Source organism: Veillonella agrestimuris (genome assembly GCF_943193065.1).
GTDB classification, from domain to species: Bacteria; Bacillota; Negativicutes; order Veillonellales; family Veillonellaceae; genus Veillonella; species Veillonella agrestimuris.
On the sequence record NZ_CALPCS010000002.1, the window covers coordinates 54501 to 71116 of the forward strand.

A 16616-nucleotide genomic window follows, 5' to 3' on the forward strand; every position below is an offset into this window, starting at 1 on the left:
CTATCATTATAAAGATAACAAAGATATATAAAAAAAACAAATTACAGAGGCAAATATCTATTATTTTCTAATAGCACAGATTTAGAAGGATTATATGTGAAACAAGTATATAGACAACGTGGAAGAATTCTTAGAATTACGCTATAATTATATAGTTAGGTATATTGTAACTCAGGGATGGCGATGCATGGGAGATTATAGTTATAAACTGGATGTTTTTGAAGGACCGCTCGACTTATTATTACATTTGATTGAAAAACATAAAATAGATATTACAGATATTCCTATTGTAGAAATTACATCTCAATATTTGGAGTATTTAGATAATTGGAATCACTTTGACATTCATTATAGTAGCGAATTTTTATTGATGGCTTCTACATTATTACAAATTAAATCTCGTATGTTATTGCCAAAGGTGGAGCCTGAAGAAGAGGAATCTTTGGACCCTCGTGATGAATTAGTAGCCAAATTAGTAGAGTTCAAAAAGATCAAAGATTTTACAGCTTTATTAATGGATAAGGCATCGTTAGAAGAAGATGTATTTAGTCGACCTGAAGAAACGAGTATATTAGGAATCGATAGCTATTATAATTTAGAACTCACTAAACTGTATGATATATTTTTCAGCGTTTTACAACGGACTATAGCTACTGTTGAGTCAGAACAAATGGTAGAAGTGAAGGTTGAGAAAGATACGTATAGTTTAGAAGATATGATTATTTCCCTCTCTAGTCGAGCTAGAAGGGGAGAGCGATTGCAGTTCCGTCAGCTTTTGCTTGGCATTGGTAATCGCAGTGGTATGGTAACTATTGTGATGGCTGTATTGGAATTGTTGAAGCAACAAGCACTTCATATGTATTACGAAGACGATGATATTATATTTACAGCCCCTCTCATAGAGGAAGATGTGGCAGAAATGGAGGCCCCATAATATGGAAACAAAATATGTAGAAGCCGTTCTATTTTCTGCTGCTAAACCACTATCATTAGAGATGTTGGCAGATATATTTGAACTTTCACAAGAGGATATGAACGATTGTATCAATCAATTGAGTGGTGAATTAGAATCGCAAGACCGAGGGATTCGCATTCGATCTTCGGCAGCAGGGATAGAATTGGTGAGTGATTCTTCCTGTGCAGAGTATGTAGGTCAAATCCGGAAGAAAGAAGATAAATTGTCCAATGCAGCTATGGAAACATTAGCAGTTATCGCTTATAAGCAGCCCATAACAAAAGCGGAAATCGAAGAGGTGCGAGGTGTAAATAGTGATAAAGTGATAAAACAATTGCTATCCCGATCTCTTATAGCTGAATTAGGTCATAAAGATACAGTAGGACGACCTATTTTATATGGTACTACTGATGAATTTTTACGCAGTACTGGTGTTACATCTATTGATGATTTACATAAAGAATTAGAGATTTACGAATCGCCTGAGTCTAGCGATGTACTTAGGGAAGCGTAAATTGCAATGATGAATAAATAGAAGGAAAGATAGAGAATATGGAGCGTTTACAAAAATATATCGCTAGTTGCGGTATTGCTTCACGGCGAAAAGCAGAAGAGTTAATTGTAGAAGGCAAAGTCCAAGTAAATGGCCGAAAAGTCACTGAGTTAGGTGTTAAAATTAATCCCGCAAAAGATAAGGTGAAAGTAAATGGTCAATTATTAGCTATGGAAAAACCTGTGTATTATTTACTAAATAAACCAAAAGGGGTTATCACCTCTGTGTCGGATCCACAAGGACGAGAAACAGTATTAGATTACATTAAACATGAAAAGAAACGAATTTTCCCAGTGGGCCGGTTAGATCTATATACAGAAGGCTTGTTATTGTTGACCAATGATGGCGAATTAGCACAAAATTTGACACATCCTTCAAAAGGTGTAGAAAAAACATATGAAGTTCGTCTTAAAGGCCGCATTAAAGAAGAGGATTTACAAGAGATTGCCAATGGAGTCATGCTTGAAGATGGTTTGACATCGCCAGCTACGATTGTAGATTTAGGCTTTGACGATCATAATGGGGTTCATGAAGTAGAAATTACCATTCATGAAGGGCGTAATCGACAAGTTCGGCGTATGTTCGAATATTTTGGTTATCGTATCCATAATCTAAAGCGAATTGCTTACGGTGGCTTGACATTGAGCGGGGTTAAACGTGGTGGTGCTCGACAATTAACACAACGTGAAGTCAATACCCTAAAAGCTTTAGGAGTTAAGAAAAAATGAAGCAAATAGTAATTATTGGTGCTGGTGCCGCTGGATTGATGGCAGCAGCTATTGCTGGTCGCGAAGGAGCTCGCGTCATTTCGCTTGAAAAAATGAATATGGTAGGCAAAAAAATGGGCATTACTGGTAAGGGTCGGTGCAATATTACTAATAGTGCAGATATGTCTGAATTTATCAAGAATACACCGGGAAATGGTAAATTTTTGTACGGCGCCTACGAACGTTTCAGCAATACTGATTTGTTAGATCTCTTGCATAGCTGGGGACTTAAGACTAAGGTGGAGCGAGGGGGACGGGTATTTCCTGAATCGGACTCGGCCTTAGAAGTGCGAAATACCTTTATGAAGGTGCTCAAGCAATACGGTGTAAAAGTTCATTTAAATGAACCTGTACAAGAAATTGTTGTTGAAAATAATAGTATTACGGGCGTCAGGACGGAAAAGGAATTCTATGCTGCTCATGCAGTCATTATTGCTACAGGTGGCAAATCGTATCCGTCAACAGGATCTACTGGTGATGGTTATACCTTGGCAAGTGGCGTCGGTCACAGTGTTACAGATATTCGTCCGTCTTTAGTTCCTATTGTTACTAAAGAGCCTTGGGTTAAGATTATTATGGGCTTAAGCTTGCGCAATGTAGAAGTATCGGTCATTAGTAAGGGAAAAACACAAGCTTCTATGTTTGGCGAAATGATGTTTACTCATTTTGGATTGACAGGACCAACCATTTTATCCTTAAGTCATACAGTGGGGAAATTACTGCGCAAAAAAAATAGTGAACCTATTACTATCTCTATCAATTTAAAGCCTGCTTTGTCAGCAGAAACATTAGATAAGCGATTGCAAAAAGATTTTGAACTATATTCCAAAAAACAGTTGAATAATGGGATGAAAGATTTGTTACCACAAAATTTAATTCCTATCATCATTGAATTGGCTCAATTAGATGGGCATAAACCAATTAATCAGATTACAAAGGAAGAACGGCTTCGTTTGTGCCATACATTGCAACATATGACCGTTACTGTTGAAGGATTGCGTCCCGTAGAGGAAGCTATCGTTACGTCTGGTGGGCTATCGCTGAAAGAATTCAATCCTAAAACGATGGAGTCTAAATTAGTTAATGGTTTATATGGTGCTGGAGAAGTCTTAGATATTGATGCTTTTACAGGGGGATATAATTTGCAAGCTGCATTTTCCACTGCCTATGTAGCGGCTATGCATATCATTCACGGTGACGATTAGGAGGAGACTATGAGTATTAAGAAAATTGCTATTGCCATTGACGGTCCTGCAGGGGCTGGTAAAAGCAGTATTTCAAAAGTAGTGGCTAATAAATTACATTATTTATATATCGACACAGGTGCTATGTATCGTGCTGTTACGTGGGCTGTGTTACATGAGCATTTAGATGTACATAATCAAAAAGCGGTAGAGCGATTGCTGAAAACCTTAGATTTGGCAATGGAAGCCACAGAAACAGGATGTAAAGTCTATATTAGAGGTGAAGATGTTACGGAATTTCTTCGCCAACCTAAAATCAATGATAATGTGTCCATTATTGCTTCTTACAAAGGGGTACGCCAATATTTAGTAGAACGTCAACAAGCTATGGCAGAGGTGGGCGGCGTCATTTTAGATGGTCGCGATATTGGTTCTGTTGTTTTGCCAAAGGCGGAACTTAAGATTTATTTAACTGCTTCTGTAGAGGCCCGTGCTAAAAGACGTTGGTTAGAAGTACAGGGAACACCTAATGAATTACCTTTGGAAGCAATTCAAAGAAGCGTTACAGAACGAGATGAAATGGATAAAAACCGCAAAGAATCTCCGTTAGTGCAAGTAGCAGAGGCTATATTAGTGGATTCCAGCGATATGACATTTGATGAAACAGTTACACATATTTTGTCGTTAGTAGAGGAGCGCGTTAATTGTGAATAAATTTTCAACTTGGCTTTGGCGCACTGCCTTTTGGTTGCGCTATAAAGTAGGCTTTGGTTTGAAAGTATACGGTCGAGATAATTTTCCTATGGAAGGACCTGTTATCGTTGTGCCAAATCATTTGAGCAATAATGATCCACCTATTTGTGGTTATGCTTTACCTAGACATGTTCACTTTATGGCTAAACAAGAATTGTTCGTTAATCCTGTGTCGCGATTTATCTGCACCTGGCTTGGAGCGTTTCCGTTAAATCGCGGTGCCATTGATAAAGTGGCGATTCGCCATGCGTTAGGATTATTAAAAGATAATAAAGTATTAGGCATATTTGCAGAAGGTAATCGACAACGAAATGGTAAATTAGGTCGTTTTCACGATGGTGCTGCATCTATTGCATTACGTACGGGTGTAGGTATTGTTCCAGTCGCTATTATTGGTTCTTATGAGATGAAGAAAAATGAAAGCGCCTGCATTATTGGTAAAATGATTCCCGTAGAAAAGGCAAAACCTACGCCAGAAGCGATTGAAGAAGTTAATGATAAAGTAAAATCTGAAATTCAACGCATGATAGATTCTTATCATAATAATGCGATCGAGGAGACTTTATGGAAATAATTTTAGCTAATAATCACGGTTTTTGTTACGGTGTAAAACGAGCTGTAGAAATGGCTGATGAGGCGGCTAACAAAGAAGGCAATAGTTATACTTTGGGACCTATTATCCACAATCCTCAAGTGGTAGAACGACTGCAGTCTAAAGGGGTGCATCCTATTGCTGAAGTATCGGATATTTCAGAAGGGACTATGATTATTCGTTCTCATGGTGTAGGGCCAGCGATTTACGAAGAAGCCGCAGCCAAGGGATTAGATGTAGTTGATGCTACCTGCCCACATGTAAAAAAGGCACAACAAGATGCGAAATCTGTTATTGAAGAAGGACGGAATCTTATCATTTTAGGTGAAAAAAATCATCCTGAAGTTAAAAGTATCAATTTATGGGCTAATAACGAAGGTATAATCATTGAAGATGAAGAATCCGCTGAAAAACTACAAATTGTTGAAAAAATGGGGGTAGTTGTTCAAACGACCTTTTCACAATTCAAATTTAACAGTATAATAGACATATTAGAGAAAAAATCTAAGAATCTTAAGGTTTTCAAAACGATATGCAATGCAACACAGGAGCGCCAAAATTCTGCCGTTGAGTTAGCTCGTAATGTTGATCTTATGATTGTGATAGGTGGTAAAAACAGCGGTAATACAAACCGATTGGCAGAGGTTTGTCGTGACGTTGGTTGTACTACGTATCACATTGAAACCGCTACTGAATTAGAGCCAATATGGTTTAATAAAATACAAACGGTAGGGGTCACAGCGGGAGCGTCAACTCCTGACTGGATTATTAAGGAGGTCATTGAGACAATGAAAGATTTTGCAGAATTATTAGCAGCAGAAGGTCAAGAAGAATTTAAGAAAGGGAACGTTGTAGAAGGTACAGTAGTTCAAGTTGAAGACGATCGTGCATACGTATCTTTCGGTTATAAAACTGAAGCGATTTTGAATAAAACTGAAATCTCTTATCCAGCACCAGAATCTGCCAAAGATGTGTTGAAATATGGTGATGAAATTAAAGCCGTTATTATGAATCACATCAAAGAAGATAATCCTATTTATCTTTCCATGACTCGTTTGGCTAAAGATGAAGATTGGCAATATGTTATTGAAGCTCAAGAAAAAGATGAAGCTATCGTATGTAAAGGTATCGATGCTATTCCAGCGGGTTTAGTTGTTACAGTTAAATCTCTTCGCGGTTTCATTCCATTGTCCCAAGGTGATGTACACTTTGTAAAATCCTTGGACAACTTGGTAGGTACTGAATTCGAAGCAAAAGTTCTTGAAATCGATGAAAAGAAAAACCGTTTGGTTCTTTCCCGTCGTGCCGTACTTGAAGTGGAACGCCAAGCTAAATTAGCTGAAGCATTGAAAAATATTACTGTCGGCGAAAACTACAAAGGTACTGTTCGCAAAATCATGCCTTACGGTGCATTTGTTGATATCGGTGGTATCGAAGGTTTACTTCACATTTCCGACATTTCTTGGCAAAAAATCAAAAAAGTGGAAGATATTCTTTCCGTTGGTCAAGAAATCGAAGTTAAATTGCAATCTTTTGATGAAGAAAGCAACAAATTGTCTTTATCCTTGAAAGCTTTAACAAAAAGCCCATGGGATGTAGCAGAAGAAACATTGCAAGTTGGCGATGTTATTACTGGTAAAGTTATTCGTTTAGTAGCTTACGGTGCATTTGTAGCTGTTAATGATGACATCCAAGGTTTGTTACACATCTCTCAAATTACAAAACAACGTAATGCGAAAGTGGAAGACTATTTGAACCGCGGCCAAGAAGTTGAAGTTAAAATCATTTCTCTTAACAAAGATGAGAAAAAATTGGGTTTGGCTTTAACTGAGTTAATGGAATCCAAAGAAACTGAAGAAGAAGCAGCAGAATAATTGCTACTTATAAAGGCTAATCAAGTCTATCCTTGATTAGCCTTTTTTGCGTCTGCTCCCTGTAGTATGATAAAATAGAGTGATGTATATAGATTTAAAATGAGGTGAAACTATGGCAAAACCATTAGTGGCTGTTGTAGGCCGTCCCAATGTAGGTAAATCTACACTATTTAATGCCATTGTTAATAAACGAATTTCCATTGTAGAAGATATTCCCGGTGTAACACGGGATAGAATTTATTTTGATGCAGAATGGTTAAATCGTGAATTCACAATGATCGATACTGGGGGTATTGAGTTTATTACTGAAAATAGTCATGTTATCCCTAAAATGATGCGTCTTCAAGCAGAACTTGCTATTGAAGAAGCTGATGTCATTCTCTTTGTAGTAGATGGCAAACAAGGCATTGTACCAGCTGATGAAGAAGTAGCTAATATTTTGCGCACTAGTGGAAAGCCTATTGTATTAGTAGTTAACAAAATTGATAGTATTAGCCAAGAACCTAATATTTATGAATTTTACAATTTAGGTTTAGGTGACCCTATTGGTATTTCAGCTAAAAACTTAATGAATTTAGGTGATTTGCTGGACGATACAGTAAAACATTTCCCTCCTGTAGGAACAAATGTAGACGAAGAAGATACGATTCACGTAGCTATTATTGGTCGTCCCAATGTAGGTAAATCATCTCTTACGAATGCTTTATTAGGGCAAGACCGTGTTATCGTATCTGACGTAGCAGGAACGACTAGGGACTCTATCGATACGTATTGGACTCATGAAGGACAAAAATTCGTACTCATCGATACAGCCGGGATGCGAAGAAAGTCTAAAATTGAAGAAGCTGTAGAACGCTATAGTATTGTACGGTCCCTTCGCTCTGTTGATCGATCTGACATCGTCGTACTCGTACTAGATGGGGTGGATGGGGTAACAGAACAAGATAAAAAAATAGCTGGCTATGCCTATGAAGCTGGTAAAGGTGTTGTCATCGTTGTTAATAAATGGGATCTTGTAGAAAAAGATGATAAAACAACATTACGGTATACAGAAGATATCTATGATGAATTAGGTTTCCTGCAATTTGCTCCTATTTTATTTGCTTCTGCCTTAACGAAACAACGTATTCACCGCTTAGCAGATATGTTAAAATTCGTATCAGAACAACAATATCGCCGTGTATCGACTGGTACATTAAACCAATTGTTACAAGATGCACAAACGGTTAATCCCGTACCATCTCGAAATGGTCGTATTCCTAAAATTTACTATATGACGCAAGCTAGCGTTAAGCCACCAACCTTTATTTTGTTTGTAAATGAGCCAGAATTGATTCATTTCTCTTATATGCGCTTTTTAGAAAACCGCTTGCGAGAATCCTTTGGCTTTGAAGGTACACCAATACGGTTAGTATTGCGTGGTAAAAAGCGTGACGATGATGATTAATACATCGAATAGGGGATTATATGTATATGATGAATGAAGCATTGATGACAATTGGATTGGCTCTATTAGCGTATATAATTGGTTCTATCCCAAGTGGTCTCATTATTGGGAAACTCTTTTTTAATACCGATGTGCGCTTGTATGGGTCTAAAAATATAGGTGCTACTAATACCTATCGGGTTATCGGTTTAAAAGCTGCTTTGCCAGTATTTTTGTGTGATGTATTAAAAGGGGCTATAGGTGTTTTATTATTTTCATCGTTAGGTCCTATATATATGTTACTCGGTGGGATTTTAGCCATGGTAGGTCATAATTGGTCTATTTTCTTAGGTTTTAAAGGTGGCCGTGGTGTCGCTACTGGTCTTGGTGTCCTCATTGCACTTTCTCCTTTAGTAGCGTTAATCTGTTTTGCTATTTGGGGCATCATTGTATATTTTACAAAATTCGTATCCTTAGGATCTATTGTAGCGGCTATAGCAGGGCCTTTTTTGATGTGGTTTACAAATGAATCAATTTGGTTCGTTCTTTTTAATGCACTAGCTGCATTGTTTGTAGTTATACGACATCGAGAAAATATTCAACGCTTATTAGCAGGACAAGAGCTAAAAGTAGAACGAGTAAAGCGAGGAGAATAATATGAATATTTCTGTGATTGGCTCTGGCAGCTGGGGAACAGCGCTAGCGATGAAAGCTGTCGTTGCAGGCAATGAAACGACACTTTACTGCCGTCGGCCAGAATTCGCGAAACTTCTAGAGGAAACTGGAGAAAATAAAGACTATTTGCCTGGTGTACGTTTACCAAAGGCGCTTACTATTAGCACTGACCTTACATATGCCATCGAAAGTGCAGATATAGTACTTCTTGTGACACCATCTATACATGTGCGTAATACATTGCAGAGCATTAAGGATTTCGTAAAAAAAGATCAAATCTTTGTGCTTTGCTCAAAAGGTGTGGAACAGTCGACAGGTAAATTATTAACTACTGTAGTAGAGGAAGAACTCCGTGGGAAGGGTACGCATCTAGTAGCTTTGTCAGGACCAAACCATGCTGAAGAAATAGCGCGTAACTTACCAGCTGCTGCCGTTATAGGCGCAGAAGCTATAGATATAGCAGAGAAAGTGCAACAAGCATTACACTGCCAAGAATTTCGTATTTATACTACAGATGATATCGTTGGTGTTGAGCTGGGAGGTGCTACTAAGAATATTATAGCCTTAGCCGCTGGTATCGTAGAGGGTTTGTCATTAGGGGACAATAGTAAAGCTTTATTATTAACAAGAGGGCTCCATGAAATGACTCGATTTGGTGTAGCATTAGGGGCTAAAAAAGAAACCTATTCTGGTTTAGCGGGCATGGGAGATTTAATTGCTACTTGTATGAGTCCTTATAGTCGGAATCGGAAAGCAGGGGAATCATTAGCAAAAGGTCATTCTATGGATTATATTATGAACCATACAAAGATGGTGGTAGAAGGTTTTTTTGCTACTCGTATTGTTAGGAATATAGCTCTTGAGCGAAACTTAGATATGCCTATTACACAGGCTTTATATGAAGTTCTATACGAAGAAAAATCTCCTACATTAGCTATACAAGAATTAATGAGTAGAAATAGTAAAATAGAAGTGTCTTAATCTGAAAAGGTACTTTTATTTTACTTATTTATATACTATAATTAATGAGTATTATAATCTTGAGAGGATTGTATGCGGATTATTGGAGGCACTGCAAAGGGTCATACTATAAAAGCACCAAAGGGGATTGATACGCGCCCTACTTTGGACCGGGTTCGGGAAAGTATTTTCAATGTACTTAGTAATCGTGGTATCCGAGGTGCATCAGTATTAGATTTATTTTCTGGTACCGGTGCTCTGGCCATTGAATCGTTAAGTCGAGGAGCTTCTTCTGCTGTCGCAGTAGACATGAAGACAGGGAAACTCATATTAGAAAATGCAACGCATTGCCGGGTAGAAAAGGAATTGACAATTGTACCAAAGAAGATTTCGCAAGTCATGCCTTTTATAGATAATCAGCAATTTGATTATATATTTTCTGATCCTCCCTATGAAAAAGGATTCATTCAAAGTACTATTGATTTAGTAGATGGTCATGATTTGTTAGCCCCTGAAGGTGTTCTTATTTTAGAACATCATAAGGACGAAACATTTACAGTACCAGATCATTGGGAATCTATAAAAGAGCAGAAGTTTGGATACACTTTAGTATCCTATTATGTGAAATCTCGTGAGAGGAGTTAGACCTTTGCGAATTGGAGTTTGTCCGGGAAGTTTTGATCCAGTAACGAATGGTCATATTGACATTTTTGAACGAGGCAGTCGTTTAGTCGATAAATTAATTATTGCTGTCAGTACGAATCCTAATAAAAATTCATTGTTCACTATGGACGAGCGGGTAGAGATGATTCGAAACTCCGTTAAGCATATAGATAATGTAGAAATCGATTGTACTGGTGGATTACTGAACGAATATGTTAAGTCGAAAAATGCCACTATTATTATTCGTGGTTTACGAGCGCTTAGCGATTTTGAATACGAGTTTCAACGAGCTCTTTTTTCAAAATATTTAGATGATGACATTGAAACAGTATTTATTATGACGAATAATAAATATTCTTTTGTCAGCTCTACAGGTATCCGAGAACTTGCCAAATTTGGCGGTCGTTTAGAAGGTCTTGTGCCTGATGATGTAAGGATAAAACTAGAAGAACGGTTTCGTAATCGTAGTAATCAAAAATAGGAGTGAATTGTATGAAAACAGAAAAATTACTTGAAGATTTGGAAGTGCTTATTGAATCCAGTAGCCGTATTCCTATGACTACAAAACGAATGGTAGAAGAAGATGAAATCATTCGCATTATCGATGCCATTCAAGAATCTTTGCCTCTTGAATTAGAAGAGTCTCGTCGCATTGTAGCAGAAAAAGATAAAGTCCTTGCTGATGCACAACGTCAAGCAGAAGTACTCATCGATCAAGCAAAAGAATATATTGCTAAATTAACTGCTGAAAGTGAACTTGTAAAAGAAGCACAGGAACAAGCTAACCAAATTATCAATGCTGCCAACCAATCTTCTGAAGAGTTGAAATCTAGCTCTTTACAATATGCTGGTGACGTATTGAAATACGTAGAAAATAATTTGGAAAAAACATTAGAAAGCCTTCGCCAAAATCGTGAAAGCTTAAAACAAAACGAACAAAAAGCTGAATAATAGGCGTCATTGTAAATCGTAAAGAAGGGCGAGTTAATCACAACGGATTAACTCGCCCTTTTTTTATGCTATTTTTATCTTTTTAGTGGATTTTATTAATCTGTTTTGATAATACTTAGTGCCATATCTTGTCAGTTGTCCTTGAAGGCCTATAGTTTATTAGATTTGACTACTCATCATACATCGGTGGCTTCTCTGGCTCTACAATCATCGTTTGATGGGTACTAAAAATAACGATGCCCAACGGCGATTTAGGCGGTTTTTTAATATTTTTAATATACGTGTAATCTACAGGAACTTTAGATGTGTGGCGAGCTTTACTAAAGTATGCTGCATATTTGGCCACTTGAGAAATTACCATATCGTCAAGTTCTTGGTTCGGTCGTAAAATCAAATGAGAGCCTTGAATATCTTGAGTATGGAACCACATATCGGTAGGTTTGGCAAAGCGATGCGTAAGATATTCGTTTTGCTGATTATTTCGGCCAATATAGAGGTCGCCTTCAGGTATTTCAAGATGAATATAATTGGACTTATCTAACTTGTAAGATAATGGTTTTTTAGATTTTTTGATGATCCCTGCATCCATACATTCTTGACGAATTTCTTCTAATGCTTCTCGCGTATTCGCTAAGGAGAAGCTATATAAAATCGATTGTAAATAGTCTAGCTTAATATTACTTTGGTCTAATTGATAACGGCCACTAACTATACGATTTTTTAATTTCGTATACAGTTTATAGTACCATTGTGCATTTTCTACAATAGTCAATTGTGGTTTCAAAGGGATAGTTATCATTTTATTATCATCAGCCAATAAGTTTTGTACTTCTACAGATGATTCATACTTAACTTGTAAATAGCTATTAATCATGAGTAGATCGCCGTATAATTTATAGGTTTCCATTTTATCGGTGTCATTTAATTCATCTTGAATTTTTTGATGACGTACTTCTTCTTTGGCAATGGCGTGAGTAATAATTTTTTCTAATTCTCGATCGGCTGTATGAATAGAACCTTTGGCAACTATTTCTTGTTCAATAGCTTCTGATATAGTGGTATAAGTATGTTGTAAGGTGCCTTCGTCTAATCTAATTGGTGAAAGTACAGACTTTCCATTCAATTCATAGTCGTATAAATAGCTAGCATGCTTTAATTGCTCTTGTAAGTCTATAAGGCTTAATGCTAATTGTTCAATACGGTCGCGTTCAATAGAATCAATAGACTCATTACCATTTAAGTGAACTTTTTTTAGCACATAGTCTAGTAAATGTTTGCCGAAACCATTAAAAATATAGCGAATTGTTTGTGCTACCGTGCCATCGCCAAAAGATTTAATGAGATTGACGATTTCTAGGTGATTAAAATCGAAAAGGGAAACGCGGTTAGCATTAGGTGGTAATTCATAGGTTAACTTAGGACCAATGGATCGTTCTCGATTCATAATAGGTGATACATGGATAAGTGATTCTAAAATTATACCTTGTTGAACAAAGATCGCATTTGAATATTTGCCCATTAATTCTATGTAAATTTGTGTAGTTGCAATGGATCCGTCTAGTTCCAACTTATCGAGATGTACGCATAGAATGCGGTCCCCATTAATTTGCTCCACCTTTGTAATACGGCTGCTTTCAATGTGTTTGCGCAGAAACATAGTGAGGGAACTCGGTTCTTTCGGCAAATCTTGAATGGGCTTGCTTATATAAATAGCAGGATTTGCACCAACAGTAATAACAAGATTCACATCATTGTTGAAAGCTCGTACTTTAAAAAGTAATGTATGTTTATCGATTTGATATAAACGTTGTATTTGACCTGACTGTAATTGCTCGTTAAGTTCTCGGCATAGTACAGAGAGGGTTAATCCATCTAAATTCATAGTACTCCTTTCTCATAGTATAGAGTTACGTATATAAGTATAACATAGCTTTCTTTACAGTTGTGTTACAATAAATAAAAAGGGAGGCTCTCATGAAAAGTATGACTGGATTTGGACGAAGTTCCAATATGATTAAAGGATTACAATGTACGGTAGAAATTAAATCGGTAAATTCTCGTTTTTTAGATATTAATGTTCGTAGCCCTAAAGAATTAAATCACATTGAACATATTCTGAGAAAGCTTATAAAAGACACAATTCATCGTGGTAAAGTTGACGTGTCCATTATATTGGAGCGGCAGATAGAGGATAGTAACGATTTTTCTGTAAACAGTGCTTTAAAAGAACAAATTCAAGAACTATTAGTAAAAGAAGGCTTTTATCCATCCATGGCAGAGGTACCGCTTCAAGCAGTGCTAGCTATTTCTAAAGATTGGATTCAATATAAGGAAGAATCAATACCAGAAGAGGAGATCGATAGCCTTGTGGTGAATACTACAAAAGAAGCGTTAGATCAACTCATTCATATGAGAAGGGATGAAGGGGGCAATATACAACAAGCCTTATTAGATATGCTTTCACATATGACGACGAGTATAGACTATATAGATGACCATAAGATAGATATATTAGAGACATATAAAGTATCATTAGAAGGTAAAATAAGTGATCTATTAGCCTCCAAAGATGTAAGCATTTCTGAAGATCGTATTTTACAAGAAGTTGCGATTGTGGCTGATAAAACAGATGTAACAGAAGAGATTGTCCGATTCAGGTCTCATGTGGTACAATTAGGGAACACACTTATACAGGATGAACCAATAGGTCGTAAATTAGATTTTATCATTCAAGAAATGAATCGAGAGATTAATACAATCGGTTCGAAAGCGATGGACCTATCTATTACAGATCGAGTGGTACAACTAAAATGTGAATTAGAAAAAGTTAGAGAACAAGTTCAAAATATAGAATAAGGAGGCCTATAATGAGTATCCAATTACTAAACATTGGCTTTGGTAATATGGTGTCTGCCAATCGCGTTATCGCTATTATCAGTCCAGAATCGGCGCCTATTAAGCGAATGGTGCAAGACGCAAGAGATAAAAGTCTCCTCATTGATGCTACATATGGCCGCAAAACTCGTGCAGTATTAGTTATGGATAGTGGTCAAATCGTTTTATCTGCTATTCAACCGGAAACGGTAGCTAACCGTATTGTACAACATGAAGTAGAAGAGGAATCTGCAGAAGATTAGGAGTTCATATGTCAGACAGAGGATTATTAATCGTCGTATCTGGTCCTTCAGGTGCAGGAAAGGGAACAATTTGTTCCAATATACGCAGTGAAATGCCAAACTTAGTATATTCTGTATCTATGACAACACGAGCACCGCGTGTAGGGGAAGAAGAAGGCGTTAACTATTTCTTCCGTAGCAAGGAAGAATTTGAAGCTTTGCTAGCAGAAGATGCATTTTTAGAATATGCTAAAGTATATGATAATTACTATGGTACACCGAAACAGCACGTTATGGATTTACTTGACGAAGGTAAAAGTGTATTATTAGAAATCGATATTCAAGGAGCTATGCAAGTAAAGGAGCGCTTTAGCGATGCCGTCTTTATTTATATTGTACCACCGTCCTTAAGTGAATTATCGGAGCGGTTACACAATCGAGGTACCGATGCAAAAGAAGTAATCGATAAACGCTTATCCATGGCTTGTTCAGAGTTAGCCTTAGCCCATCGATACGATTACATTGTAGTGAACGACGATTTAGAAGAAGCATCAGAAAAAGTAGCTTCTATTTTACGCGCAGAAGCATGTAAAATTAGTCGTAATAAAGAACAAATTCAGTATATTTATAAACAATACCAAGAGTCTAAGGAGAAGTGATAATATGATGGTAAAACCTCCATTGAAACGATTAGAAGAACAAGTAGATAGCAAATATACATTAGTTACGTTAGCAGCGAAACGCGCTCGAGAATTAACTGATGGTGAACCATGTTTGGCAACTGATATTCATCATACAGATAAACCAGTATCTTTGGCTTTTTATGAAATTGCTGAAGGCGAAGTATCTTATAAACGAACTAAAGAAGGTATTAAATAAATACAATCAATTCCTTGTATTCTTTTGGAGTACAAGGAATTTTTAAAAGGAGAATTATGGAAGGGAAACACATTATTGTCGGTGTATCTGCAGGGATTGCAGCATACAAAGCAATTGAAGTAGTAAGCCGTTTGCGCAAAGCTGGAGCAGAAGTAAAAGTAGTGATGACGGAGCATGCTACGCATATTGCAACGCCTCTAACCTTCGGAGAAATTAGTGGACATCCTGTTGCTATTGATATGTGGGAAGAGATTCATAATTGGAATGTAGAACATATTGCTCTGGCTACTTGGGCTGATGCGTATATTGTCGTTCCTGCTACGGCCAATGTAATTGGGAAGATTAATGCTGGCATTGCTGACGATATGTTAACAACTACCATTATGGCTACACCAGCACCTAAATTTCTTTGTCCTGCTATGAATAGCGAAATGTATAAGAATCCTATTGTACAACGCAATTTAGAAAGTTTAAGACAGCTGGGCTACCATATTATGGAACCTGCATCCGGATGGCTTGCTTGTGGCGTTACTGGTGTCGGTCGATTACCTGAACCAGAGGCAATCGTATCGTGGTTAACGCAGGAACTCCAGGTAATAGATGGGAACGGCTTATTGAAAGATAAGACTGTTCTTGTTACTGCTGGAGGTACACAAGAATATATTGATCCTGTTCGTTATATTGGGAATCATTCCAGTGGGAAAATGGGTTATGCCATTGCTGCAGAAGCTGCTAAACAAGGGGCTAGAACAATTTTAGTGAGCGCTCCTACATCCTTAGATGTACCTCAAGGGGTAGAATATATTCCTGTTGATTCTGCAGAATCTATGAAAGCTGCTGTTGATTCCTATTATGACAATACAGATGTAGTGATTATGGCTGCTGCTGTTTCTGATTTTAGAGTTGCTAATAAGGCGGAACAAAAAATAAAGAAAATGGATTCTATGACCTTAGAACTAGTAAAAAACCCAGATATTTTACAAGGTTTAGGGGAACGAAAAAAAGATCAACTATTAGTGGGATTTGCCGCTGAAACTGAGCATGTATTGGCCTATGGGGAAGATAAAGTGAAACGGAAAAATTTAGATATGCTCGTTGCCAATGATGTGAGCAAATCTAATGCAGGCTTTAATGTAGATACAAATGAAGGATATTTTGTCTACCCTCATGGAACATCTAAAGTCATCCCTAATATGAAAAAGACAGAATTAGCTGCTGCTATTATTAAAGAAGTATCTACATTGTTGAGGAATAAGGATAAATAAAAG

19 protein-coding genes are annotated in these 16616 nt (G+C 37.1%); 18 read left to right on the forward strand and 1 reads right to left on the reverse strand.

All coding sequences use genetic code 11. From position 1 onward, the window contains the following. Positions 1-187: 187 nt before the first annotated feature. From NFR29_RS01280 to NFR29_RS01340, 13 genes are all read left to right on the forward strand, one after another. Positions 188-934, forward strand: coding sequence for a segregation and condensation protein A (locus NFR29_RS01280; RefSeq protein ID WP_251422046.1), 747 nt, complete (start codon positions 188-190; stop codon positions 932-934). A gap of 1 nt (position 935) precedes the next feature. Further along, on the forward strand, positions 936-1469 hold the full coding sequence (scpB, locus tag NFR29_RS01285) for an SMC-Scp complex subunit ScpB (protein ID WP_251422049.1): 534 nt from the start codon (positions 936-938) through the stop codon (positions 1467-1469). A 38-nt stretch (positions 1470-1507) separates the two neighbouring features. Next, complete coding sequence (locus NFR29_RS01290) at positions 1508-2236, forward strand: pseudouridine synthase (protein ID WP_251422052.1); 729 nt, start codon at positions 1508-1510, stop codon at positions 2234-2236. Further along, positions 2233-3480 (forward strand): BaiN/RdsA family NAD(P)/FAD-dependent oxidoreductase, encoded by a 1248-nt coding sequence (locus tag NFR29_RS01295; RefSeq protein ID WP_251422055.1) that lies wholly within the window; start codon positions 2233-2235, stop codon positions 3478-3480. Before NFR29_RS01290 ends, NFR29_RS01295 begins: the two co-directional genes overlap by 4 nt. A gap of 9 nt (positions 3481-3489) precedes the next feature. Then, positions 3490-4173 carry a (d)CMP kinase gene (cmk, locus tag NFR29_RS01300; RefSeq protein WP_251422057.1) on the forward strand — a complete coding sequence of 228 codons (684 nt, stop codon included), beginning with the start codon at positions 3490-3492 and terminating at the stop codon, positions 4171-4173. After that, positions 4166-4786, forward strand: coding sequence for a lysophospholipid acyltransferase family protein (locus tag NFR29_RS01305; RefSeq protein WP_251422060.1), 621 nt, complete (start codon positions 4166-4168; stop codon positions 4784-4786). The genes cmk and NFR29_RS01305 overlap by 8 nt, the downstream gene beginning before the upstream one ends. Further along, the gene (locus NFR29_RS01310; protein ID WP_251422063.1) at positions 4777-6678 is read left to right on the forward strand and encodes a bifunctional 4-hydroxy-3-methylbut-2-enyl diphosphate reductase/30S ribosomal protein S1; all 1902 of its coding nucleotides are present in this window, start codon (positions 4777-4779) and stop codon (positions 6676-6678) included. The genes NFR29_RS01305 and NFR29_RS01310 overlap by 10 nt, the downstream gene beginning before the upstream one ends. A gap of 112 nt (positions 6679-6790) precedes the next feature. Next, a complete protein-coding gene (gene der, locus NFR29_RS01315; RefSeq protein WP_251422066.1) occupies positions 6791-8125 on the forward strand; it encodes a ribosome biogenesis GTPase Der in 1335 nt (444 codons plus the stop codon). A gap of 29 nt (positions 8126-8154) precedes the next feature. Next, complete coding sequence (plsY, locus tag NFR29_RS01320; RefSeq protein ID WP_251422373.1) at positions 8155-8760, forward strand: glycerol-3-phosphate 1-O-acyltransferase PlsY; 606 nt, start codon at positions 8155-8157, stop codon at positions 8758-8760. Between the two features lies 1 nt (position 8761). After that, complete coding sequence (locus NFR29_RS01325) at positions 8762-9760, forward strand: NAD(P)H-dependent glycerol-3-phosphate dehydrogenase (RefSeq protein WP_251422069.1); 999 nt, start codon at positions 8762-8764, stop codon at positions 9758-9760. 72 nt (positions 9761-9832) lie between these two features. Beyond that, the gene (gene rsmD, locus NFR29_RS01330; RefSeq protein ID WP_251422072.1) at positions 9833-10384 is read left to right on the forward strand and encodes a 16S rRNA (guanine(966)-N(2))-methyltransferase RsmD; all 552 of its coding nucleotides are present in this window, start codon (positions 9833-9835) and stop codon (positions 10382-10384) included. A 4-nt stretch (positions 10385-10388) separates the two neighbouring features. Further along, positions 10389-10883: a pantetheine-phosphate adenylyltransferase gene (coaD, locus tag NFR29_RS01335; protein ID WP_251422074.1), complete on the forward strand. Its 495-nt coding sequence runs from the start codon at positions 10389-10391 to the stop codon at positions 10881-10883. An 11-nt stretch (positions 10884-10894) separates the two neighbouring features. Next, the gene (locus NFR29_RS01340) at positions 10895-11353 is read left to right on the forward strand and encodes an ATPase (RefSeq protein WP_251422077.1); all 459 of its coding nucleotides are present in this window, start codon (positions 10895-10897) and stop codon (positions 11351-11353) included. A 169-nt stretch (positions 11354-11522) separates the two neighbouring features. On the opposite strand, the gene NFR29_RS01345 is transcribed toward NFR29_RS01340, so the two are convergent. Continuing rightward, complete coding sequence (locus tag NFR29_RS01345; protein WP_251422079.1) at positions 11523-13235, reverse strand: Rqc2 family fibronectin-binding protein; 1713 nt, start codon at positions 13233-13235, stop codon at positions 11523-11525. 92 nt (positions 13236-13327) lie between these two features. Between NFR29_RS01345 and NFR29_RS01350 the strand changes: the two genes are divergently transcribed. The 5 genes from NFR29_RS01350 to coaBC are packed head-to-tail and all read left to right on the forward strand — an operon-like array spanning position 13328 to position 16613. Then, positions 13328-14209 (forward strand): YicC/YloC family endoribonuclease, encoded by an 882-nt coding sequence (locus NFR29_RS01350; protein WP_251422082.1) that lies wholly within the window; start codon positions 13328-13330, stop codon positions 14207-14209. A gap of 11 nt (positions 14210-14220) precedes the next feature. Beyond that, a complete protein-coding gene (gene remA / locus NFR29_RS01355) occupies positions 14221-14490 on the forward strand; it encodes an extracellular matrix/biofilm regulator RemA (RefSeq protein WP_251422085.1) in 270 nt (89 codons plus the stop codon). Positions 14491-14498: 8 nt separating this feature from the next. Further along, positions 14499-15128, forward strand: a complete 630-nt coding sequence (gene gmk / locus NFR29_RS01360) for a guanylate kinase (RefSeq protein ID WP_251422089.1) — start codon at positions 14499-14501, stop codon at positions 15126-15128. A gap of 4 nt (positions 15129-15132) precedes the next feature. After that, complete coding sequence (gene rpoZ / locus NFR29_RS01365) at positions 15133-15348, forward strand: DNA-directed RNA polymerase subunit omega (protein WP_251422092.1); 216 nt, start codon at positions 15133-15135, stop codon at positions 15346-15348. 56 nt (positions 15349-15404) lie between these two features. After that, entirely contained in the window at positions 15405-16613 is a 1209-nt protein-coding gene (coaBC, locus tag NFR29_RS01370; protein WP_251422095.1) for a bifunctional phosphopantothenoylcysteine decarboxylase/phosphopantothenate--cysteine ligase CoaBC, read from the forward strand. The last annotated feature ends 3 nt before the right edge of the window (positions 16614-16616 follow it).

Bases quoted from the DNA above. Each gene is read 5' to 3' on its own strand.
- NFR29_RS01280 (WP_251422046.1), top strand. From the start codon at position 188: ATGGGAGATTATAGTTATAAACTGGATGTTTTTGAAGGACCGCTCGAC.
- scpB (WP_251422049.1), top strand. From the start codon at position 936: ATGGAAACAAAATATGTAGAAGCCGTTCTATTTTCTGCTGCTAAACCA.
- NFR29_RS01290 (WP_251422052.1), top strand. From the start codon at position 1,508: ATGGAGCGTTTACAAAAATATATCGCTAGTTGCGGTATTGCTTCACGG.
- NFR29_RS01295 (WP_251422055.1), top strand. From the start codon at position 2,233: ATGAAGCAAATAGTAATTATTGGTGCTGGTGCCGCTGGATTGATGGCA.
- cmk (WP_251422057.1), top strand. From the start codon at position 3,490: ATGAGTATTAAGAAAATTGCTATTGCCATTGACGGTCCTGCAGGGGCT.
- NFR29_RS01310 (WP_251422063.1), top strand. From the start codon at position 4,777: ATGGAAATAATTTTAGCTAATAATCACGGTTTTTGTTACGGTGTAAAA.
- der (WP_251422066.1), top strand. From the start codon at position 6,791: ATGGCAAAACCATTAGTGGCTGTTGTAGGCCGTCCCAATGTAGGTAAA.
- plsY (WP_251422373.1), top strand. From the start codon at position 8,155: ATGAATGAAGCATTGATGACAATTGGATTGGCTCTATTAGCGTATATA.
- NFR29_RS01325 (WP_251422069.1), top strand. From the start codon at position 8,762: ATGAATATTTCTGTGATTGGCTCTGGCAGCTGGGGAACAGCGCTAGCG.
- rsmD (WP_251422072.1), top strand. From the start codon at position 9,833: ATGCGGATTATTGGAGGCACTGCAAAGGGTCATACTATAAAAGCACCA.
- NFR29_RS01340 (WP_251422077.1), top strand. From the start codon at position 10,895: ATGAAAACAGAAAAATTACTTGAAGATTTGGAAGTGCTTATTGAATCC.
- NFR29_RS01345 (WP_251422079.1), bottom strand. From the start codon at position 13,235: ATGAATTTAGATGGATTAACCCTCTCTGTACTATGCCGAGAACTTAAC.
- NFR29_RS01350 (WP_251422082.1), top strand. From the start codon at position 13,328: ATGAAAAGTATGACTGGATTTGGACGAAGTTCCAATATGATTAAAGGA.
- remA (WP_251422085.1), top strand. From the start codon at position 14,221: ATGAGTATCCAATTACTAAACATTGGCTTTGGTAATATGGTGTCTGCC.
- gmk (WP_251422089.1), top strand. From the start codon at position 14,499: ATGTCAGACAGAGGATTATTAATCGTCGTATCTGGTCCTTCAGGTGCA.
- rpoZ (WP_251422092.1), top strand. From the start codon at position 15,133: ATGATGGTAAAACCTCCATTGAAACGATTAGAAGAACAAGTAGATAGC.
- coaBC (WP_251422095.1), top strand. From the start codon at position 15,405: ATGGAAGGGAAACACATTATTGTCGGTGTATCTGCAGGGATTGCAGCA.